The organism is Novosphingobium sp. 9U (genome assembly GCF_902506425.1).
Classification (GTDB): domain Bacteria; phylum Pseudomonadota; class Alphaproteobacteria; order Sphingomonadales; family Sphingomonadaceae; genus Novosphingobium.
The window spans coordinates 437,720-458,314 of the sequence record NZ_LR732469.1 but is presented as its reverse complement, the minus strand read 5'-3'; the positions used below and the strand labels follow the sequence as shown (position 1 = coordinate 458,314).

15 protein-coding genes are annotated in these 20,595 nt (G+C 66.5%); 1 reads left to right on the top strand and 14 read right to left on the bottom strand.

Annotated elements, in window-relative coordinates; translation table 11 throughout:
• Positions 1-10: 10 nt before the first annotated feature.
• The 11 genes from gatB to GV044_RS02030 form a co-directional block, all read right to left on the bottom strand.
• Positions 11-1,513 (bottom strand): Asp-tRNA(Asn)/Glu-tRNA(Gln) amidotransferase subunit GatB, encoded by a 1,503-nt coding sequence (gene gatB / locus GV044_RS02080; RefSeq protein ID WP_159864772.1) that lies wholly within the window; start codon positions 1,511-1,513, stop codon positions 11-13.
• A gap of 140 nt (positions 1,514-1,653) precedes the next feature.
• Positions 1,654-2,658 carry an acyltransferase family protein gene (locus tag GV044_RS02075; protein ID WP_159864769.1) on the bottom strand — a complete coding sequence of 335 codons (1,005 nt, stop codon included), beginning with the start codon at positions 2,656-2,658 and terminating at the stop codon, positions 1,654-1,656.
• A gap of 233 nt (positions 2,659-2,891) precedes the next feature.
• On the bottom strand, positions 2,892-4,379 hold the full coding sequence (gene gatA / locus GV044_RS02070; RefSeq protein ID WP_159864766.1) for an Asp-tRNA(Asn)/Glu-tRNA(Gln) amidotransferase subunit GatA: 1,488 nt from the start codon (positions 4,377-4,379) through the stop codon (positions 2,892-2,894).
• Between the two features lie 2 nt (positions 4,380-4,381).
• On the bottom strand, positions 4,382-4,684 hold the full coding sequence (gene gatC, locus GV044_RS02065; protein ID WP_159864763.1) for an Asp-tRNA(Asn)/Glu-tRNA(Gln) amidotransferase subunit GatC: 303 nt from the start codon (positions 4,682-4,684) through the stop codon (positions 4,382-4,384).
• A gap of 93 nt (positions 4,685-4,777) precedes the next feature.
• Positions 4,778-5,344 (bottom strand): FKBP-type peptidyl-prolyl cis-trans isomerase, encoded by a 567-nt coding sequence (locus tag GV044_RS02060; protein WP_159864760.1) that lies wholly within the window; start codon positions 5,342-5,344, stop codon positions 4,778-4,780.
• Between the two features lie 134 nt (positions 5,345-5,478).
• On the bottom strand, positions 5,479-5,685 hold the full coding sequence (gene rpsU, locus GV044_RS02055; protein WP_091145878.1) for a 30S ribosomal protein S21: 207 nt from the start codon (positions 5,683-5,685) through the stop codon (positions 5,479-5,481).
• 191 nt (positions 5,686-5,876) lie between these two features.
• On the bottom strand, positions 5,877-6,176 hold the full coding sequence (locus GV044_RS02050) for a hypothetical protein (protein ID WP_159864757.1): 300 nt from the start codon (positions 6,174-6,176) through the stop codon (positions 5,877-5,879).
• Positions 6,173-9,097 carry a pitrilysin family protein gene (locus GV044_RS02045; protein WP_159864754.1) on the bottom strand — a complete coding sequence of 975 codons (2,925 nt, stop codon included), beginning with the start codon at positions 9,095-9,097 and terminating at the stop codon, positions 6,173-6,175. The genes GV044_RS02050 and GV044_RS02045 overlap by 4 nt, the downstream gene beginning before the upstream one ends.
• A 234-nt stretch (positions 9,098-9,331) precedes the next feature.
• The gene (locus GV044_RS02040) at positions 9,332-9,778 is read right to left on the bottom strand and encodes a nuclear transport factor 2 family protein (RefSeq protein ID WP_159864751.1); all 447 of its coding nucleotides are present in this window, start codon (positions 9,776-9,778) and stop codon (positions 9,332-9,334) included.
• A gap of 90 nt (positions 9,779-9,868) precedes the next feature.
• Positions 9,869-11,353 carry a glycine betaine ABC transporter substrate-binding protein gene (locus GV044_RS02035; protein ID WP_236554619.1) on the bottom strand — a complete coding sequence of 495 codons (1,485 nt, stop codon included), beginning with the start codon at positions 11,351-11,353 and terminating at the stop codon, positions 9,869-9,871.
• Complete coding sequence (locus GV044_RS02030) at positions 11,350-12,096, bottom strand: ATP-binding cassette domain-containing protein (RefSeq protein WP_236554617.1); 747 nt, start codon at positions 12,094-12,096, stop codon at positions 11,350-11,352. Before GV044_RS02030 ends, GV044_RS02035 begins: the two co-directional genes overlap by 4 nt.
• Before the next feature lie 105 nt (positions 12,097-12,201).
• Between GV044_RS02030 and clpB the strand changes: the two genes are divergently transcribed.
• Positions 12,202-14,781, top strand: coding sequence for an ATP-dependent chaperone ClpB (gene clpB, locus GV044_RS02025; RefSeq protein ID WP_159864748.1), 2,580 nt, complete (start codon positions 12,202-12,204; stop codon positions 14,779-14,781).
• A gap of 15 nt (positions 14,782-14,796) precedes the next feature.
• On the opposite strand, the gene GV044_RS02020 is transcribed toward clpB, so the two are convergent.
• The 3 genes from GV044_RS02020 to GV044_RS02010 all read right to left on the bottom strand — a co-directional run bounded on the left by GV044_RS02020 (position 14,797) and on the right by GV044_RS02010 (position 20,532).
• Positions 14,797-15,780 carry a 2OG-Fe(II) oxygenase gene (locus GV044_RS02020; protein ID WP_159864745.1) on the bottom strand — a complete coding sequence of 328 codons (984 nt, stop codon included), beginning with the start codon at positions 15,778-15,780 and terminating at the stop codon, positions 14,797-14,799.
• Between the two features lie 93 nt (positions 15,781-15,873).
• Entirely contained in the window at positions 15,874-19,008 is a 3,135-nt protein-coding gene (locus GV044_RS02015; protein ID WP_236554615.1) for a TonB-dependent receptor domain-containing protein, read from the bottom strand.
• 237 nt (positions 19,009-19,245) lie between these two features.
• Complete coding sequence (locus tag GV044_RS02010; protein ID WP_201298994.1) at positions 19,246-20,532, bottom strand: aspartyl/asparaginyl beta-hydroxylase domain-containing protein; 1,287 nt, start codon at positions 20,530-20,532, stop codon at positions 19,246-19,248.
• Positions 20,533-20,595: the final 63 nt, after the last annotated feature.

Sequence of the window (20,595 nt, the reverse complement as noted above, 5' to 3'; positions counted from 1 at the left end):
CCGCGCTAGTTCAGCCCAACTTGGCCTTCAGGATCTCGTTCACCACTTGGGGGTTAGCCTTGCCCTGCATCGCCTTCATCGTCTGGCCAACGAAGAACCCGAACAGCGCTTCCTTGCCGCCGCGATACTGCTCGACCTTGTCGGCGTTGGCGGCGAGGATCTCGTCCACCTTGGCCTCGATCGCGCCCGTGTCGCTTTCCTGCTTGAGCCCTTCGCGCTCGACGATCGCGGCGGCGCCGTCGCCGCTCTCCAGCATCTTCTCCAGCACCTGCTTGGCGATGGAGCCCGAGATCGTGCCCTTGCCGACCAGCGCCAGCAGTTCCGCGCCGGCCGAAGGGCTGATCGGCGAACTCTCCAGATCCTTGCCGAGCTTATTGAGCGCGCCGAACAGTTCGGAGATCAGCCAGTTCGCCGCCTGTTTGGCGACGTCGGCCGGCTGCTTGCCCTGCGCTGTCGCGGTTTCGCCCAGCAGCAGCTCGAACCAGCGTGCAGTCTCGACATCGGCGGTGAGCACGGCCGCATTGTAGGGCGACAGGCCCAGCTCGCCCTCATAGCGCGCGCGCTTGGCATCGGGCAGTTCGGGCAGCGAGTTGCGGCAGTCCTCCAGGAACGCATCGTCGAGCACGAGCGGCAGCAGATCGGGATCTGGGAAGTAGCGGTAATCGTGCGCGTCTTCCTTGGATCGCATCGAGCGGGTTGTGCCCGTCCCGGGATCGAACAGGCGTGTTTCCTGAACGATCTTGCCGCCGCTTTCCAGCACGTCGACCTGGCGGGAAGCCTCATGCTCGATCGTGGCCATCACGAAGCGCACCGAGTTGACGTTCTTGGTCTCGGTTCGTGTGCCGAACTCCTCACCCGGCTTGCGCACCGATACGTTGACGTCGCAGCGCATCGAGCCCTGGTCCATGTTGCCGTCGCACGAGCCGACGTAGCGCAGGATCTGCCGCAGCTTCGCTACGTAAGCGCCTGCCTCCGCAGGAGAGCGCATGTCGGGGCGGCTGACGATCTCCATTAGCGCCACGCCCGAGCGGTTGAGGTCGACATAGGACATCGTCGGATGCTGGTCGTGCATCAGCTTGCCCGCGTCCTGCTCGACGTGGATGCGCTCGATGCCGATGACCTTTGCCTCGGGGATGCCGGCCTTCTCGTCGGCATCGACGGTCAGCGATCCCTCGCCCACCAGCGGATGGTAGAGCTGGCTGATCTGGTAGCCCTGCGGCAGGTCGGCATAGAAGTAGTTCTTGCGGTCGAACCGCGACCAGGTGTTGATCTGCGCATCGATCGCCATGCCGGTGCGCACCGCCTGGCGGATGCATTCGCGGTTGAGGACAGGCAGCATGCCCGGCATCGCGGCATCGACCAGACTGACTTGCGAATTAGGCTCTGCTCCGAACGCGGTCGCCGCGCCGGAGAACAGCTTTGAGTTCGACGTGACCTGTGCGTGGACTTCGAGGCCGATCACGACCTCCCACTCACCGGTGGCGCCCTGGATGCGGTATGTGCTGTCTGACATGAGGCCGCTATACAAAGGCGCGGCGCGGGACGCAAAGTGGGATTTGGGTGTGGGGGATCTTGCATTCCCACATCGGGTAACGACCATTCTTCCGTACGACACGAACCGGCATGGTGCAGTGAAAGCATGTGCGGGGATCGTCAGGCAGACGCAGGCCTGGCCAGGGGGAACTCCGCCTTACGCCGCACCGGACGAGCAAGCCCGAACACCGGCAACAATCCGCGCGAGCGCAGCACCTGGTGCGCCGCGAAAGGCCCCAGCACGCCCACGCTGGTGCATGCGGCAATGAGCCCCCACTGTGGCAGCGGCAGCCCTAGCTTGGTCAAGGCAATGCGGGTGCCCGCGTTGGCCATGATGTGCATGACGTAGATGCTCATCGACGCCTCGCCCAGGGCCATCAGCCCGCCCTTGAGCCGGCCGCCGATCCCCTGCGCCAGCGCGAAGACGACGCCGATGCCGGCGAGCGCCGCCGGGAATGACCAAGGCGTGAGGTAGGGCATGGTATCGGTGCGCGGCACGATCTGGAACGCCAGCAGCCACGCGACCGCGAGCGCCAGCCCGGCTTGCAGGGGCAGGGGCAGCGCCTTGATCCGCTCCGATCCGAGCACGCCGATGACGAAGAAGGGCAGCATGTAGGTGATCTGATGGACCAGGCTCTCACGCTCCAGCAGACCGCTGACGATCAGCGCGGCAACCGCCAAGGCGGCGAGGGCGACCGCATTGCGGACCAGCACGACCAGCACCATGAAGGCGAAAAGCGCGTACAAGAACCAGAAGGGTGAGAGCGGCTGCCAGGCGATCGCCAGCAGGTCTGTCCAGCGCGCCTGTGTATTGGTCATGCCCGAGAGCGCGATCAGCAGCATGCCCTGGATGAGCGACCACAGCACATAGGGGTAGAGCACCGTCCAGCACTTGGCCGCGAGGAATGGGCGGGCGCCTTTGGCTAAGGACGCCGGGACGTTGATCCCTGCCAGCAGCATGAACAAGGGCATGTGGAAGGTATAGAGCGCCAGGTCCCAGGTGCCGAAGCGCGGCGGTCCGGTCATCGCCGCGGCAACCACGCCGCGCTCGGCATGTCCTGCGACGACGAGCAGAATGCCGACCCCGCGCGCTACGTCCAGCCAGTCGACACGGGCACTTTGCATGCCGGCGAGAGTATTCGTGAGGTGGTGTTGTGTAAATCGGCGCTAAGGTACTTGCGTCCGTAGTGGATGTTCTTGGTGGCGAGCGCTAGCTGGCGGGCTTCGACATGCTCAGCCTTAGCAGCGTCGGGCAAAGCTTCGGCGGGTAAGCGCTGAAGCTTAGAAGTGCCAAGCACCCACGACTGCTTCGCTGAGTTTGTCGCAGCCCGCGCGCTGCCTCCGGGTTCAGCCGAGCCTTACCACCACTTCGCAGGCCGCGCCGTAAAGCCCGCCCGCTGCTCGATCGCCAGTCCTGCGTTGAGCACGCCTTGCTCGTCGAACGCGCGGCCGATGATCTGCAAACCGAGCGGCAGGCCCTCCCGGTTCAGTCCTGCGGGGACCGACATGGCAGGCAGGCCGGCAAGGCTGGCAGGCACCGCGAACACGTCGTTGAGGTACATCGACAATGGATCATCGACATTCTCGCCGAGGGCGAAGGCGGCGGACGGAGCAGTCGGCGCCAGGATCACGTCGCACTTCTGGAACGCGGCTTCGAAGTCGCGCGCGATCAGCGCCCGGACCTTCTGCGCCTGGGTGTAATAGGCGTCGTAGTAGCCGGCCGAGAGCACGTAGGTGCCGATCAGAATGCGCCGCTTTACTTCCGCGCCGAACCCGGCTTCGCGCGTGGCGGCGTACATGTCCTGCAGGCCGGCGCCCTCGGGCAGATCGCGCAAGCCATAGCGCACGCCATCGTAGCGCGCGAGGTTGGATGAGGCTTCGGCTGGCGCGATGATGTAGTAGGCGGGCAGCGCGTACTTGGTGTGAGGCAGTGAGATGTCGACGATGGTCGCGCCGGCATCCTTCAGCCAAGCGATCCCGTCATCCCATGACCTGGCAACGTCGGCGTCCATGCCGTCCATGCGGTACTCGCGCGGGATGCCCACGGTCTTGCCGGAGAGGTCGGTATCGAGGCCGGCCTCCCATGCGGGCACCGGCAAGTCGAGGCTGGTCGAATCCTTGGGGTCGAACCCGGCCATGGCCTCCAGCATGATTGCGCAGTCGGTGACGTCGCGCGCCATCGGTCCGGCCTGGTCGAGCGAGCTGGCGAAGGCGACGACGCCCCAGCGCGAGCAGCGGCCGTAAGTGGGCTTGATGCCAGTGATGCCGGTGAAGGCGGCGGGCTGGCGGATCGAGCCGCCGGTGTCGGTGCCGGTTGCCGCCGGGCACAGCCGCGCTGCGATGGCGGCGGAGGAGCCGCCTGACGAGCCACCCGGCGCGAGCGCGGCATTACCGCCGTCGTTGCGCTTCCAAGGGCTGACGACGTTACCGAAGTAGCTGGTCTCGTTCGAGGAGCCCATCGCGAACTGGTCGAGGTTGAGCTTGCCGAGCATGCCCGCGCCGGCGTCCCACAACTTCTGGCTGACGGTGCTCTCGTACTGCGGCACGAAGCCTTCCAGCATATGACTGGCGGCGGTGGTCTGGATGCCGGCCGTGGCGAACAGGTCCTTCATGCCGATCGGCACGCCGCCCATCTTGCCGAGCGGCTCGCCCGCGGCACGCTTGGCATCGACGGCCTGTGCGGCTTCGATCGCCTTTTCCGGCGTGGCGACGATGAAGGCGTTCAGCGCGTCCTGCGCGGCAGCGACATTGGCGTTGAACGCCTCGGCCACTTGGACGGCGGTGAACTGGCCCGAGGTCACGCCAGAGCGGATGGCGGCGACGCCGAGGTCTGTCAGATCGGTCATGCTTATTCGATCACCTTGGGCACGCCGAAGAAGCCGTGCTCGGCTGCGGGAGCGTTGGCGAGGACCTTGTCGCGCACGCCGCCGCCGGTGAGCGGATCGGCATCGATCACGTCGTCGCGCAGGCGCAGGGTGTTGGGAATGACGGCGGTCATCGGCTCGACGCCGGTCACGTCGACTTCGCCGAGCTGCTCGACCCAGGCCAGAATGCCGTTCAGTTCAGGCACCATCGCCTCGACTTCGGCGGCGCCCAGCTTGATGCGGGCGAGCGAGGCGATCTTCGCCACGATTGCGGTATCGACCGACATGGTTGGTCCTCATGTCCGAGAAAGCGTGAAGGCGGGCAGCTAGCACCCGCCTCCCAAAGCCTCAAGCGCGGCGTGCCAGCCGCACGGGTAAGCTTACTGCGTCGGCGGGACGCCTTGCGGTGCTGCGCCGGGTGCGCCGGCAGGGCCACCAGGAGCGCCCGCGCCCGGCATACCGCCCGCGCCTTGCATCTGCTGCAGCTGTTGCATGATGCGCTGCTGCTGCTCGATGTCGGCGCGGCTCTTGAAGTCCAGCAGCTCGATCTCGAAGTCGAGGTCGGTGTTTGCCGGGATCGGGCCTGCGGCCTTGTCACCGTAAGCCAGCGAGCTGGGGATATGGACCTTGTACTTGCCGCCGCGCTGCATCTGCTCGAGCGCCTTGGTGAAGCCGGGGACGACTTCGGCCAGCGGCAGCACGGCCTGCTTGCCCTCGTCGAACACCTTACCATCGGGCAGCGTGCCCTTGTAGTTCACCAGCGCGACGTCTTCGCGCGTCGGCGACTCGCCGGCACCGGCCTTGATCGTGTCGACGTCCACCGACGCAGGCATCGCGGCCCAGGCCACGCCACCGGCGAGCAGCGCAACGGCGGCGATGCCGACCCACAGCTTGGTCAGGCTGCCACGGGCGATCGGCTGGAGCGGGACGCGGGTGATCTCGGTCATGTCTCGAAAGGCCTCATGAACTGGTTGTCGGCAGATACGCAAAGGGCGCGGATCGCCTCCGCGCCCTCATGGCTCAGGACGGTGCGGTCATCAAGCGGGAAGCCGGGCGCTTCCCGCGATAAACCGCGCAAATCCTACTTCGCGCCATCGCGCTCCAGGCGCTTGCGCTCCAGCTTGCGAGCGCGGCGAACGGCGGCAGCCTTCTCACGCGCGCGCTTCTCGCTCGGCTTCTCGTAGTGACGGCGCAACTTCATCTCGCGGTACACGCCTTCACGCTGCAGCTTCTTCTTGAGAGCGCGAAGGGCCTGATCGACGTTGTTGTCCCGTACGAGAATTTGCATAAACTAACCAACCTCACAAAATGCGAAACGAGGCCGTCCCGCGCAGCCACTTGGCGGGACAACCCATGAAATCTTCGAATGCGAACGCCGCTTGAGTCCCGGTCAGGACTGGCGACAACGGCGCGCGGCTACCAGAGGTGCCCGGCTTTGGCAACCCGCAAGCATGGGAAAGCGGCCAGTTGCGCCTAATTTCACCCAACCCGCGTGCCGGTCAGCGCCATGGTGCCGAAGATGCCGGCTTTCACTCCGCCCTCCAGCGTGTCGCCTTGGACCAGCGCGTTGCAGTCGAGGTCGAGCGGCATCGGCTTGGTGGTCTTCATCCTCCAGGTGAGCCGATCGCCATCGATCTTGCCGGCGATGTCCATCGATCCGGGATCGCCGCTGATCGTGCCGGTGAAGCCGCCGATGTGATCGGGGGCGACGGTGACGCGTGCGGTCTGGTCGCCGATCGGCGTCTTGATGCGGATGTCCCAGGTTCCGGCGGCGCTCATTGCGATGTGTCCTTTGTCTCAGGTGCGGCCGCACCACCCTCCGCGCCATCGTTGGCAAGGGCCGGCGCGGCGCGGTATTCGATCGGCACGGTCAGGCCCGTGAGCTGTGGCTCGACGGCCTTGCGGTCGCCAACGATAACGATCGTCATGCCGTCCGGCTGCAAGTACTGGCGCGCCGCGGCTTCGATCTGCTGCGAATCGATTTTGCGATAAGTGCTGGCGAGCGTCTCATAGTAGTCGTCGGGGCGTCCAAGCCGGTCGTTGTTCTCGATCGCCTGCAGCACGCTGCCGTTGGTCTGGAACGAGTTGGGCATGCCGCGGATCGCGCCTTCGGTGACGCGCTGGAGCTCGACCGGGGTGGGTGGGGCCTTAGCGGGGAAGGCGGCCATGTCGGCCAGGATCGCCTTGACGGAGGCGCCGGTCTTGTCGGTCTGCACCGGTGCGCTGACCAGCAGCGTGCGTGGACCGATCGGCCGTGAGACCGCACTGTAGACGCCGTAGCTCCAGCCCTTGTCCTCGCGCAAGTCGCCGTTCAGGCGCGAGAGGAAGCCGCCGCCCAGCACGTCGTTGGCAAGGTTCAGCGCCTCGGTCCCTTGCGTCGTGCCCTGGATCGGCAGCGCGCGGCCCGCGGCGATGTACGACTGCGGCGAGGCGGGACGATCGAGCACGACGATGCGCGCCTGCTGCCGGGGCAGCGCGGCATCGAGCGCCTTGTGCGGCGCGGGAGCGGTAGGGACCTTCCAGCCGCTGAACGCCGCCTCCAGCATGGGCTTCAGCTGCTCCATGGTGATGTCGCCCACCACGGTGATGCGCGCGAGGTCGGGGCGGAGCCACTTGGCATGCGCCGCGCGCAGCGACTCCGGGCTCAGCGCGGCAACGGCGGCCGGGGTGCCGAGGCCGTCCGACGGTAGCGCATAAGGGTGCGCGCCATAGACCAGTCCGTCGAGCGTGCGCTGGGCCAGCGCCTGGGGCGAGGCCTGGACTTGCTGCAAGGCCGTGAGCTGCTGGTCGCGCACGCGCGCCACGTCGGCCGGACGGAATGCCGGGTGCAGCACCACGTCAGCCAGCAGCGCCAGCGACGGTGCCAGGTTGGCGGTGAGGGCGGACAGGCCGACGTTGCTGCGGTCCTGGCTGCCGCCGGTGCTGATCGAGGCGCCCAGCCGCTCCTGCTCCTCGGCGATGGCAGTGGCATCACGAGTGGTGGTGCCTTCCTCGAGCGCCGAGAGCATCAGCGCCTGCGTGCCCGGCGTGTCGAGCGAATCGGCGGCAAAGCCTGCGTCGAAAGCGATCGACAGCACCACCTTGGGGATCGCGGTGCGGCGCGCGAGCGCCACCGGGATGCCGTTCGACAAGGTCGCATGCTCGACCGTGGGGAAGTCGAGGTCGGCGATCGGCGCGACAGGTGGCTCGCTGAGCTTGGGGGCGGGCGGCAGCTTTGCCGCTGGCGCCTTGGGGTCGACGGGGGCAGGCTTGGTGCTGCCCTCGTCGCCCCACCCGCCCTTGGTCTCACCCGATTCGGTCCGCTCGCCGGGGACGACCGCAACCGAGACCACCGGGCGCGTCAGCCAGCGCTGCAGCGCGCTGCGCACGTCTGCCGGGGTGAGCGCGGCCATGCGCGCCAGGTCTTCCTTGTACTTGGCAGGATCGTGCGAATAGAGCTCGCCCTCGGCCAGGGTCGCGCCCTTGCCGCCCATGCCGCCGACGACTTCGAGGCCGCCGATCTCGCCGCTGATAACGCTCATCACCGCGCGGCGCACTTCGTCCTCATTGGGGCCTTGCTGCACGAAGGCGCTGATAACCTGATCGAAGGCGGCCTCTGCCTGCTTGCGATCGGTGCCGGGCTTCACGTCCATCGTCGCTTGCAGGAAGCTGACCTGCTCGAAAGTCTGCGCGCTGGCGGTGACGGAAACGGCCACTTCCTTGCCGCGCACCAAGGCATTGTCGAGCCGCGAGCTGGCAAGGCCGCCCAGGATGTGTAGGCCGATCTCCAGTGCGGGCGAGTCGGCATCGTTGAGGCCCGGGCCGCTCCAGTTGCGAGTGACCCGCGTGACGGGCACGCGATCGGTCATCTCGCGCGTCTGCGTGGCAGAAAGCGTGACCGGTAGCGCCTGAACAGGGCGGACTTCGGGACCGCGCGGGATGGCACCGAAGTACTTCTCCACCATCGGTCGTGCGGTGGCGGCGTCGATGTCGCCGCTCAGCGCCAGGACGACATTGTTGGGGGCATAGTGGTCGGTGAACCACTTGCGCACGTCGCCCAGCGTAGCGGCGTCGAGGTCGGCCATCGAGCCGATCGTCTCGTGGCGATAGGGATGGCCAACCGGAAACAGCCCCTCGCCCACGGCGTAGCTGAGCAGGCCGTAAGGCTCGTTGTCGCCCTGGCGCTTCTCGTTCTGGACGACGCCGCGCTGCTTATCGAGCTTGTCCTGGGTGACCGCGGGCAGCAGGTGGCCCATGCGGTCGGCTTCCATGAACAGCGCCAGCGGCAGCGCGCCGGTGGGCACCGTCTCCACGTAATTGGTGCGATCGTACCAGGTGGAGCCGTTGGTGGGGGTGGAGCCGGCGGCCTCCAGCGGGATATCGAAGCTGGGCACGTTGGCCGAGCCGCCGAAGAACAGATGCTCGTAAAGGTGCGCGAACCCGGTCTTGCCGCGCGGTTCGTGCTTGGAGCCGACGCGGTAGTAGGTGGTGACGCCCACTACCGGCGCCTTGCGGTCGGTGTGGACCAGGACCGTCAGGCCGTTCGCCAGCGTGAACTTCTCGAATGGAATGTCGACCGCGGCGACGAGGTCCTTGGGCGAGGCGGCCTGGCTGGTCGGCGGAGGAGAGCTTGCCGTCGGGGGAGCGGGGGTTTGAGCGCAGGCCGAGAGGGCAAGGGCGGCGGCAAGAGCGGGCAGGGCCGCAGTCGTGAGGTGACGCATGGGGAAGGGTGTAGCAGCTTGCGCAGACAGGGCCAGTGCTGCGTTAAGATCCCCTCCCCTCCCCATCGGGAGAGGATAACGAAGCTTGCTCCCAAAGGAGCTAGCGCTTGCAGAGGCGCGGCGGCTTAAGCTGGCGAGGGAGCCGTAAATGGCATGTCCCTCTCCAACTTCGGCTAGTTCGCTCGCGCTCTCAAGTCATCGTATCCTCTCCCCGGCGGGGAGAGGACGCGGGTGTCAGCGCTTGAAGATCTGACCGCTGTCGAACAGCGAAATTCGCCACTCACCATCTGCGCCGCGGGTGCATTCCATTTTCACGTCGGCGACCGCGAGAGGATCGCAATAGCCTTCAAACGGCGGTGTTCCGGCCTTGGCGAAGAACACAAGGAGGTAGCCGACCTTGGCATGATCCGCGCTATCGAGCGACACCCGCAGCGACGAGATGATGTGGCGCATGACCGGAGCATTGTCGCCCAGCGTCGCCTTGCGCCCCTGGTAGAACTGCGCGACCGCCTGCTTGCCCTCGCGCCACTCGCCACCGACGAAGTAGCGCACATCGTCGGCCAGCACGCCGGCGTCGAGGATCTTGAGGCCGTTGTTGATGTCGAGCTCGTCGCCCCACTCGTAGATCACCTGCTTGATCGCCAGGACGTCTGCCGCTTGTTGGGGAGTGAATTGGGCCACGCTGGTTCCTCGTCCTTGGTTGTTCGGTTTGCCCGCGAAGCTAGATGCTGCGCCGCGCCGCGCCAAGGGCGTAATCGACAGTAGTGTCGATCAGCGCCGCGCCGATGTTCGCAGCCCACGCGGCGTGATCGCGCGTTCGAGCAAGTGGAACCCGCCCTCGATCACCAGCGCGAACACGGCGGCGGGGATCGCGCCCTCCAGGATCAGCCCGTTGTTGGCGAGGCGGATGCCGGTGAGGATCGGCTGGCCATACCCGCCCGCGCCGATGATCGCACCCAGCGTCGCCAATCCCACCGCGATCACCGCCGCGGTGCGCACGCCCGCCAGGATCGTCGGCAATGCCAGCGGCAGTTCGATGCGCAGCAGGCGCGTGCGGCGCGACAGGCCGAGCGCCTCTGCGCTGTCGAGCAGGGCCGGCGCTATGCCGGTCAGCCCGGCGTGCGTGTTCCTGACGATCGGCAACAGCGAATAGACGAACAGCGCTGCTATAGTCGGCGCGGCACCGATGCCGAGCAGCGGGATCAGCATGACGAAAAGCGCCAGGCTGGGGATCGTCTGCAGCAAGCCCGCCAGTGGCAGCACAAGCGCACCCAATCGCGGCAGGCGGGCCGAGGCGACGCCGAGCGGTAGAGCAACGACCAGGGCAAGCGCCAGTGCGGCGGTGACCAGGGCGAAGTGCTCGCGCGTGCGGTCCAGCAGGCGGCGCCAGCGGCTGTCGTCCTGCGTTTGCGCAGCCAGGCCGAGCGCTTCGCGTGCGGCATCGGTCTCGCTCATGCCGTCGATGCGGACCTTGCGATTGAGCTCGCGCATCTTCGCCTCGTCTAGCCGTCCGGCAAGCGAGTCGAGCACCGCGACGGCGCGGGGATCGAGATCGCGGCGGTAGAGGAACGCGGCATCGTAGCGCGGGAAGAAGGCACGATCGTCCTCCAGTACCACGAGGCCGTAGGCGGCGATCTCGGCGTCGGTGGTGTAGACATCGGTGACGTCGATCTGGCTGCCGGCGATGGCCCGATAAGCCAGGTCGTGGTCGATGCCGCGCACCTTGATGGCGCCAAAGTTGTAAGCGGCGGAGAGGGCGCGCCAGCCGTCTGCGCGGTCGACGAACTCGTTCGACACGGCGACCGTCAGCTCGGGATGTCGGGCGAGGTCGGAGAGCTTGGTCAGACCCAGGCGTTTGGCAGTGTCGGCCCGCATCGCGAGTGCATAGCCGTCACTGAAGCCGAGCGGACGTGACAGGGCGAACCCGCGTTGCGCGAGGACGGGCCCCAGCGCGGCGTCGTTCGCCAGCTTGCGGTCGGCGAAGATCTCGAAGCGCAGCGTGCCGGTGTATTCGGGATAGGCGGCGATGTCTCCGGCCGCGACGGCATCGTAGAGGATGCGGCTGCCGCCCAGCTCGCGGCGGTGCTGCGCGGGGACGTGCGCCTGCTCGAGTGCAAGCCGCGCCATCTCGGCGAGGATGACGCTCTCGGTGAACTTCTTGGAGCCGATGGTGACGGGTTTGGCTTGGGCGAGGGTGGGGGTAATAGCGAGCAAGATGAGCAGGACCAGCGCTAGGATCTCACAAGGCCGCCTCACAACGCCGCCTCCGCCGCCAGGAACTCGGCCACGAAGTCATCCGCCGGCCGCTCCTCCAGCTCGGCAATCTTGCCCTGTTGCACGATCCCGCCGTCGCGCATCAGCACCGCGCGACCGCCGAAGAAGCGCGCCTCGCGCAAGCTATGCGTCACCATCACCACCGTCATGTTCAGCCGCACGAAGATGTCGCGCAGTTCTCCTGCCAGCCGCAATCGCGTCACCGGATCAAGCGCGGACAGTGGCTCGTCCAGCAGCAGCACATCGGGAGCCAGCATCAGCGCACGCATCATCGCCACGCGCTGCCGCTGCCCGCCCGACAGTTCGCCGGGAAAGCGGGCGAGCTGCTGCGCATCAAGATCGACGAGTTCCGCAAGTTCCTCAACGCGTCCTTCGATCCTAGCAGCGTCCCAGCCGAACTCGCGCGCCGCGAGCACCACGTTGCCGCGCGCGGACAAGTGGGGGAACAAGCCGCCTTCCTGGATGACGTAGCCGAGGCGCTGCCGCACCACGCGCCAGTCGCGCACCGGCTCGCCATCGAAGCGCAAGGTGCCCCGGTACGGCGAGAGCCCGATCAGGCAGCGCAACAGCGTCGACTTGCCCGAGCCCGAGGGCCCGAGCAGCACAAGCGTCTCGCCCCTGGCAATGGTCAAGTTGGTCCGGGCAAGGGCCTCAACCCCGCCAAAGGACACGCGCACGGCGTCGAGTTCGTACATCGATGCCGACGCTAGCAGGTTGGTGGGCATGCTCCATGCCGACACCTCCACCGCACCCATCAAAAATCAGGCCACCTCTCTTGTGTGGCCAATCAGCAACACCACATCTGCCGCAAGAGGAGGACACATTCCACCATGAATCTCGAAAAGTTCACCGACCGCGCCAAAGGGTTCCTGCAGGCCGCGCAGACCACTGCGATCCGGCTCAACCATCAGCGCATCACGCCCGAGCACATCCTGAAGGCGCTGCTCGACGACAGCGAAGGCATGGCCGCCGGCCTGATCCAGCGCGCCGGCGGCAATCCCAAGTTCGCGCTCGACGGCGTCAATGCCGCGCTGGAGAAGATCCCCGCCGTTAGCGGCTCGGGCGCGCAGACGACACCTGGCCTCGACAACGACGCCGTGCGCGTGCTCGACCAGGCCGAGCAGCTTGCCGCCAAGTCGAACGACGCCTTCGTCACGGTGGAGCGCATGCTTCTGGCGTTGACGCTGGCGCTGAACACGCAGGCAGGTAAGGCGCTCGCCGCATCTAACCTTACCGCACCCGCATTAGAAGCGGCGATCACCCAGCTGCGCGGTGGCCGCACCGCCGACAGTGCGGGGGCCGAGAACGCATACGACGCGATGAAGAAATACGCCCGCGATCTCACCGAAGCAGCGCGGTCGGGCAAGCTCGACCCCGTCATCGGCCGCGACGAGGAGATTCGCCGCACCGTCCAGATCCTGGCGCGGCGCACCAAGAACAACCCCGTCCTCATCGGCGACCCCGGCGTCGGCAAGACTGCGATCGCGGAAGGCTTGGCGCTGCGCATCGCCAACGGCGACGTGCCGGACAGCCTCAAGGACCGCGCGCTGATGGCGCTCGACATGGGCTCGCTGATTGCCGGCGCGAAGTACCGCGGCGAGTTCGAGGAGCGGCTGAAGGCCGTGCTCGACGAGGTGAAGGGCGCGGAAGGCCACATCATCCTGTTCATCGACGAGATGCACACGCTGATCGGCGCGGGCGCGTCCGAGGGTTCTATGGATGCGGGAAACTTGCTCAAGCCGGCGCTCGCCCGCGGCGAACTTCACTGCATCGGTGCGACCACGCTCGACGAGTACCAGAAGTATGTCGAGAAGGACGCCGCCTTGCAGCGCCGCTTCCAGCCGGTCTTCGTCGATGAACCCACGGTCGAGGACACGATCTCGATCCTGCGCGGCCTCAAGGAGAAGTACGAGCTGCACCACGGCGTGCGCATCACCGACGGCGCGATCGTGGCGGCAGCGACGCTGTCCAACCGCTACATCACCAACCGCTTCCTGCCCGACAAGGCAATCGACCTGATGGACGAGGCCGCCAGCCGCATCCGCATGGAAGTGGAGAGCAAGCCCGAGGAGATCGAGAAGCTCGACCGTCGCATCATCCAGCTCAAGATCGAGGAAATGGCGCTCTCCAAGGAGACCGACACCGCCTCAAAGGATCGGCTGACGACCTTGCGCGAAGAGCTCGGCAATCTCGAACAGCAGTCGAGCGAGCTCACCACGCGTTGGCAGAACGAGCGCGACAAGATCGCGGCCGAGGGCAAGCTGAAAGAACAGCTCGACGCCGCGCGGCTGGAGCTGGAACAGGCGCAGCGCCAGGGCGACCTGGCCAAGGCTGGCGAGCTTTCCTACGGCACCATCCCCGCGCTGGAGCGCCAGCTTGCCGAGGCCGAGGCGCAGGCGAGCAATGCCATGCTGCGTGAGGAAGTGACCGAGGACGACATCGCCGGCGTCGTCAGCCGCTGGACCGGCGTGCCCGTCGACAAGATGCTGCAAGGCGAGCGCGAGAAGCTGCTCAACATGGAAAGCGCGATCGGCGCGCGCGTGATCGGGCAGGCGGCGGCGGTGACCGCCGTGTCCAAGGCGGTGCGCCGTGCTCGCGCGGGGCTACAGGATCCGAACAGGCCGATGGGCTCGTTCCTGTTCCTCGGCCCCACGGGTGTAGGCAAGACCGAGCTGACCAAGGCACTGGCCTCGTTCCTGTTCGACGACGACAACGCGATGGTGCGCATCGACATGAGCGAGTTCATGGAGAAGCACGCCGTCAGCCGCCTGATCGGCGCGCCTCCGGGATACGTCGGCTACGACGAGGGCGGCGTGCTGACCGAGGCGGTGCGGCGCCGGCCCTACCAGGTCGTGCTGTTCGACGAGGTCGAGAAGGCGCACCCGGACGTGTTCAACGTGCTGCTGCAAGTGCTCGACGACGGTCGCCTGACCGACGGGCAGGGCCGGGTGGTGGACTTCACCAACACGCTGATCATCCTGACCAGCAACCTGGGAAGCCAGTATCTCGCCAACCTCGACGAGGGTCAGGACGTCAGCAGCGTCGAGCCGCAAGTCATGGAGATCGTGCGCGGACACTTCCGCCCCGAGTTCCTGAACCGGCTGGACGAAGTAATCCTGTTCCACCGCCTCGGACAGGGCGAGATGGGCCCGATCGTTGAAATCCAGGTCGGCCGGGTGCAGAAGCTGCTCAAGGACCGCAAGATCACGCTTGACCTCACCGAGCCCGCCAAGCGCTGGCTTGGCCGTGTCGGCTACGACCCGGTCTACGGCGCACGTCCCTTGAAGCGGGCGGTGCAGCGCTACCTGCAGGACCCGCTGGCCGAGAAGCTGCTCGGTGGGGAAATCCCCGATGGCACCACCGTGCACATCGACGAGGGCGACGGGGCACTGGCGATCAGCGCGGGGTAAGCGCTTCCGGGCCGGTCAGAGCGGCCGGCCCGGCGGCCCGCTAAGGTCCAGCGGGTCCTGGCGGATCCACTTCGACAGCAAGAACTTCGTGCCGCGTCTGACCGGGGTCCCCGCGTGCCAGGCCAGCGGCTCGGGCGCGCCCGTGCCATCGACATTCGCAAAGCAGAGCGCATCCCCCGGCTTGCCCCGCCAGCGGAAGTTCAGGCGCGGAAACTCCGTCTCACCCCCATCGTAGCTGTCGTTGAGCGCCACCAGAAAAGTCGTCGTCCGCTGGTTGTTACCCGGCGGCAGCGCATCGCTATGCGGCTTGTACTCGTCGCCGGGATCGTAGCGCAGGACCTGCAGCGGTTCGCCTTGCTCGTATGTCGTGCCAGTCGCCGCCGCGATGCGCCGATTGACGGCGTGCAGCACCGGGTCTTCCACCACGAAGGGAAAGCTGGCGCTGCTCGCTTTTCGGACCGGGTCTCGCATCAGTTGTCCGGAGCGCGGGTCGACCACTTCGGCGGGTTGCATGAAAGGCTCGGCCCGGGCGATCAGGTAGCGGCATTCCGCAGGGGACAGGAACCCCGCGATGGTCTCCACCAGCGGTTCGGCAAACAGTGTGGCGCGCGAAGGACGGGAGAGCGGATCGCCTTCGTCCGTGATCGCCATGTCGGCAAGCAGGCTCGCCTGCTGCAAAGCCCAGGGATCACGCGCGCCGCTTTCACGCAGCCGACGCAGTGCTTCAGCCCAGCGTCGCTCGGTGCCGCCGGCGCCGTTCGCCAGCAAGGCGATGAAGATCGGTTCGGAAGAGGCAAGGCCCAGTGCGGCGGCTCGGCCGAACCATGCACGCGCCTCGCGAAGATCGCGACGGATGATCTGGCCGGAAAGGCGCAGTTCGCCCAGGAAAGCCGCGGCTTGCGCGTCGCCGCTCTCCGCTGCCTGGCGAAGCAGGGCAATCGCGTCGTTGATGCGGCCAAGCCGGATAAGGTGATCGGCCCGTGCGACGCTTTGGCTCATCCGACGTGGCCTAGCGCATGATCGACGGTCGCCAAACAAGAAAGGGCGGGGGAATGTCCCCCGCCCTCCTTTACTCAGGTAAGCGTGCCTGGATTACAGGTTCGCCTTGAACCCGGCGTAGAAGTAACGGCCGCGGTTGTCGTACAGGCCGGTCACGCCGACGTTGTCGAAACCAGCGCCGATGCCGGTGCCGCCCCACGGCGGGAAGCGGTTACCGACGTTGTCGATGCCTGCGTAGAAGTTGAACTCGTCGGAGACCTGATAGTCCAGACGGATGTCGTGGTAGAACACGTTTCCGTAGCCCTTGGCATCCGCGTAGTCAGCGTTGACCGGGTCGCGGCCCTGCACCGAGATCGTGTTCTCGGCCTCACCGAACACCTGCTTGCCGATCCAACGGACCTGGTAACCGAAGGTTACCTTGCCATGCTGGATCGAGGCGTTGGCGGTGATGCGGTCCTTCGGATCGCCCACTTCGTACAGTGCCTGGTCGGCGAAGCTTGCATCGTCCGGATCAAGGAACGCGTCGTTCTGCAGGACATGGGTCCAGTTCGCGCGGAAGTTCACGGTGCCGAAGTCGAACGAGTGGCGATAGGCCAGTTCGGTATCGATGCCGCGGACCTTCAGCTTTGCGAAGTTAGCCGACGATTCCAGCAGCGTCCCGTCGAGCACCTGATAGGCGACTTCGCCGTTCGGACCGGTGCCCGCACCGTTGCGCTGGAACAGATCGCAGAACGCGTTGCCGGCGGAGCCGTCATAGCACTTGTTCAGGATCGTCTGCGCATCGATCGACGAGATCACGTTGTTCACCGTGATGTCGTAGTAGTCGACCGACAAGGACAGGCCGGGCACGTAGCTGGGCGTGTAAACACCGCCAACCGTGTAGTTGTCCGACTTCTCTTCGCGCAGCAGCGGGTTGCCGCCCGAAATGGTCTGCAGCGACTGCGTGTAGACGAAGTCGTAGCTGGTCGGGATGCCGGCGGCGGCGCAGTTCGCGGCCCGGTTCGACGAGCCCTGGCCGATGTTGCGCAGCGAGCAAGGGTCGTTCGGTGCCGGTGCGAAGTTCTGGCCCTGTGCCGAGTACAGCTCGGTCAGGTTCGGCGCACGGGTCGCACGGGTGTAGCTTGCGCGCAGGCGCAGATCGTTGATCGGCTTCCACACGGCTTCGCCGCCGTAGGTGTAGACGGTGCCGGTCGCGCCCTTGTAGTCGGCGATACGGCCCGAGCCCGAGAAGCTCAGTTCCTGGAAGAACGGACGGTCCTTGAGGAGCGGCACGTTCAGCTCGCCGAAGACTTCCTTCACCTCGAACGCCGGCGCACGGAAGGACGGAATCGCGTTGTAGAAGGCGTAACCTTCCTGCGTCAGATCGTCGAGATCGTAGCGCAGCGTCTCACGACGGTACTCGGCACCGACCGAGAAGCCGATCGGGCCACCCGGCAGCTCGAACAGCTGGCTGAGATCACCTGCGACGAAGCCGTTGGCGACGAACTGCGTGATCTTGCCGTTCGCCTTGGAGTCAACCAGCAGGTAGTTGCGCACCGCGTTGGTGACAGAGCCTTCACCGAATGGGTTGAGCGGCTGGCAGGCGGCGATGTCCGCAGCCAGGCGCGGATCGTTCGCGGTCGTGCGGGCGTCACCGTTTGCGTCCGTCAGCGCGCCGAGGGCCGCAGTCGGATCGATCTGCGAACGGCAGACGATCTGGCCGGTAGCAGGGTTACGAACCGTGTCGATCGCCAGCAGGTAGCGCTGGACGTTCACGTTCGAGAGGATCGTGTTCTTCTCGTGGTGTTCGCCGTAGTTGACGGAGACCTCGAAGTTCCAATCGTCGTTGAAGTCGCCACGAACGCCCAGAACGCCCCGGTACGTCTCACGGACGATCCGCTCGTCGCGGATGCCGAAGTCCAGCCAGTTGCGACGCAGCGAGAAGCGCGTGGCAGCCGTCGTGGCCTGACCGTTCGCGAGGCGGGCAGCGATGATCTGGTCACGCGCCTGCGTGCTCAGGTACGGGTTGTTGATGCTGATCTGTTCACGATTGATCGGCGAGGGATCACCCAGGGTCGTACCCTGCGAGAAGAACGGACCGCTCTGCGAGCCCTGCGCTTCGGTGCGCACGTACTTGGCTTCGAAGAACGGTACGAACGCCGGCGAGATCTCGTAGTGACCCAGCACGTTAACCGAGTAGCGGTTCAGCTCCGGCGAGAGCGCGACCAGGCGTCCTTCACGGCCGCTGTAGCCGTTACCACCCAGGAAGCTGCCGTTCGGGCCGAGGCCGACGCGCGTTCCGGTCTGCGGCACCAGCGTGCCATCGGGCTGGAACAGGTAGGTGCAGTTGAAGTTCACGCCGTTCGACGCGACGCCGCAGCGGTTGCCCGACGCCAGGTTGATCAGGCCGCCCAACGAGATCGTGGTGGAACGGATATCGCGCAGGAAGGTGCGGTCAGGCGTATTGTCGGCACCAGCTGGATCGGTGTCGACCACGACGAAGCCGTCAACCTGGCGCAGGCGCTTGCGGCCCGACGCATAGTAGTCGGATTGGTGCGCGTATTCCAGGTTGGCGACGATGTTGCCGCGGCCGTCGCCGAAGTTCTTGCCGGCCAGGACCGAAACGTACTGGTTGCCCGCGTCCTTGTACTGGCTGATGCCGTTCTGGCCGCGGATCTGCAGGCCTTCGTAGTCCTGCTTCAGCTTGAAGTTCACCGCGCCGGCAATGGCATCGGAACCATAGACCGCGGAACCGCCACCGGTCAGCACGTCGACGCTCTCGATCAGGTCGGTCGGGAAGGTGTTGACGTCGGGCGAGACGCCGTTGCTAAGGACGTCGCCGGCCACATGGCGGCGGCCGTTGACGAGAACGAGCGTGCGCTGCGTGCCCAGACCGCGCAGATCGAGCAGGTTCAGGCCGCGCGTTCCCAGGAAGCGGGTCGAGTTCTGCTGGCTGAAGGTGCTGCGCAGCTGCGGCATTTCGTTCAGCACGTCGCCGATGGAAACGCGGCCGGTGTCGAAGAACTCTTCGCCAGCGACGGTGCTGATCGGTGCGCCCGATTCCAGGTTGGGGCGGCGGATGCGCGAACCGGTGACGACGATCTGATCAGATTCGGCGGCCGTGTCAGCGCTCGTCTCTGCGGCCGGTGCCGACGTGTCCTGCGCGAACGCAGCCGTCGAGCCTAGCACCGCGAACACGGTGAGGCTGGTTGCGCCACGCAGCGCAGCCTTGGTGAAAGTTGATGCCACTTGTTGTGTGTCCCTTCGTACAAGCCCGCGCTGCCTGATTTCGCCGTCAGGCCGGGCCGGAATCAGCTTGGGACGCGTCAAGCGCCCCCGCCATGACACCGTGTGTTGCAAGGTTGGCACGCTGTGACAATCGCTAACGCCACTGCGGAAAACTTGGTTATCCGGCTGTGGCTTGCAGGTCACACTCGATGATTAACAATGATTACCTAGTGGGTTGCGTAAGGTTCTTCGTGTGGCTCAATCGCCCGCGCCGCCCTGTCCGGCATACCCGTGACGGTCGGCGACGGGGTAGAACGCCGCGAGCAGCGTCTGCTCGGCTCTCGTCAGGTGAGGATTCCAGACATCGAAGATGAGGATGGCCCGCCGCTCGCCCGAGCGGTTCCACGCCTCGTGCTCGATCGTGTCGTCGAAAGCCCAGGCCTCGGCCACGCGCCAGGTGCGGGTCTCGCCGCCGACGCGGAACGTGCAATCCTGGGGCACCACCAGCGGCAAGTGGATAATCGCGCGCACGTTGCTGACGCCGGTGTGCGCGGGGAGGTGAGCGCCCGGTTCCAGCACCGAGAAGAAGACGGTCGGCGCGCGCCCGGGAATGCGGGCGAGCGGCAGAGCCTCGACCAGCGCCGCGGTCTGCGGGCAGCGTGCGCAGGCCTCGTCGTTGCGAGTGCCGTTCTTCCACAGGTGGTAGGCGCCCCAGTCCAGCCGGTGGTCGAGCGGGCTCCACTTGTTGGCGGGCGTGCCCGGTTCCATCGCGACGTAGGGCTTGAACTCGCCATCGGTGCCGCTGCGCAAGGCCAGGTACTCGGCGGTGATCGTCCCCGTGGCCGCTTCGAGTTGATCGAGCCACGGGAAGTGGCGGCGCTCGAAGAATTCATCGGCGGGCAGGAACGGCATGTGCAGCCCGGCGCAGACGTTGGGATAGATCTGGCGACGCCCTAGCAGGTGATCGATCGACGCGTCGAAGCGCCTGCGTTCGGCTGGAGTGTGCTCCGCGCGCACCATCTCCAGATCGGCATCGACCGCCGCGGCGAAGCCGGCCTGCTGCTGCTCCACAAAGCTGCGGGCATGCGCGAACATCGCGGCCATCGCCGGCGTGGGCTCCTCGATCAGCGGCGCCATCGCGAGAACGCCACGCCACTTCTCCGCCGCGCCGGTCGCATCGCCAGTCCGCTCGCACAGTTCCGCCATGCGGACGTTCGCCATGAAGTGGCGCTGGTCCAGCCCGAGGGCACCGAGCAGCGCCGCGCGCTCGCCGCCCGCATCGCCCTCATGCCGATGGGCCGTGGCCAGGTTGAGCCACAGGTCGATCGCGCTGGCATCGACCGCGAGCGCCCGCCGGAACAGGATGGCGGCCTGCGCGAACGACCCGGCCGCGAGCGCCATGACGCCCAGAGCATTGAGCGCGACCGGGTGCTCGCCGGCCTGTGTCAGCACGTCCTGGTAGAGGCGCGCGGCGCGATCGATCTGCCCGGCCTGCCGCGCACCGGCCGCAGCGCGCAAGGCCTGCTCGACTTCCATCTGGTTCATGGCCCGCCTATATCGCGGCGGCGGCCACTGGACAAACCGGAGCGCGCCTGCAAACCAAAGCGC

Excerpts from the sequence above, each read along its gene's own strand:
- rpsU (WP_091145878.1), bottom strand. The coding sequence starts at position 5,685 with ATGCAAATTCTCGTACGGGACAACAACGTCGATCAGGCCCTTCGCGCT.
- clpB (WP_159864748.1), top strand. The coding sequence starts at position 12,202 with ATGAATCTCGAAAAGTTCACCGACCGCGCCAAAGGGTTCCTGCAGGCC.
- gatB (WP_159864772.1), bottom strand. The coding sequence starts at position 1,513 with ATGTCAGACAGCACATACCGCATCCAGGGCGCCACCGGTGAGTGGGAG.
- GV044_RS02060 (WP_159864760.1), bottom strand. The coding sequence starts at position 5,344 with ATGACCGAGATCACCCGCGTCCCGCTCCAGCCGATCGCCCGTGGCAGC.
- GV044_RS02075 (WP_159864769.1), bottom strand. The coding sequence starts at position 2,658 with ATGCAAAGTGCCCGTGTCGACTGGCTGGACGTAGCGCGCGGGGTCGGC.
- GV044_RS02030 (WP_236554617.1), bottom strand. The coding sequence starts at position 12,096 with ATGCCCACCAACCTGCTAGCGTCGGCATCGATGTACGAACTCGACGCC.
- gatC (WP_159864763.1), bottom strand. The coding sequence starts at position 4,684 with ATGTCGGTCGATACCGCAATCGTGGCGAAGATCGCCTCGCTCGCCCGC.
- GV044_RS02020 (WP_159864745.1), bottom strand. The coding sequence starts at position 15,780 with ATGAGCCAAAGCGTCGCACGGGCCGATCACCTTATCCGGCTTGGCCGC.
- GV044_RS02010 (WP_201298994.1), bottom strand. The coding sequence starts at position 20,532 with ATGAACCAGATGGAAGTCGAGCAGGCCTTGCGCGCTGCGGCCGGTGCG.
- GV044_RS02045 (WP_159864754.1), bottom strand. The coding sequence starts at position 9,097 with ATGCGTCACCTCACGACTGCGGCCCTGCCCGCTCTTGCCGCCGCCCTT.
- gatA (WP_159864766.1), bottom strand. The coding sequence starts at position 4,379 with ATGACCGATCTGACAGACCTCGGCGTCGCCGCCATCCGCTCTGGCGTG.
- GV044_RS02050 (WP_159864757.1), bottom strand. The coding sequence starts at position 6,176 with ATGAGCGCCGCCGGAACCTGGGACATCCGCATCAAGACGCCGATCGGC.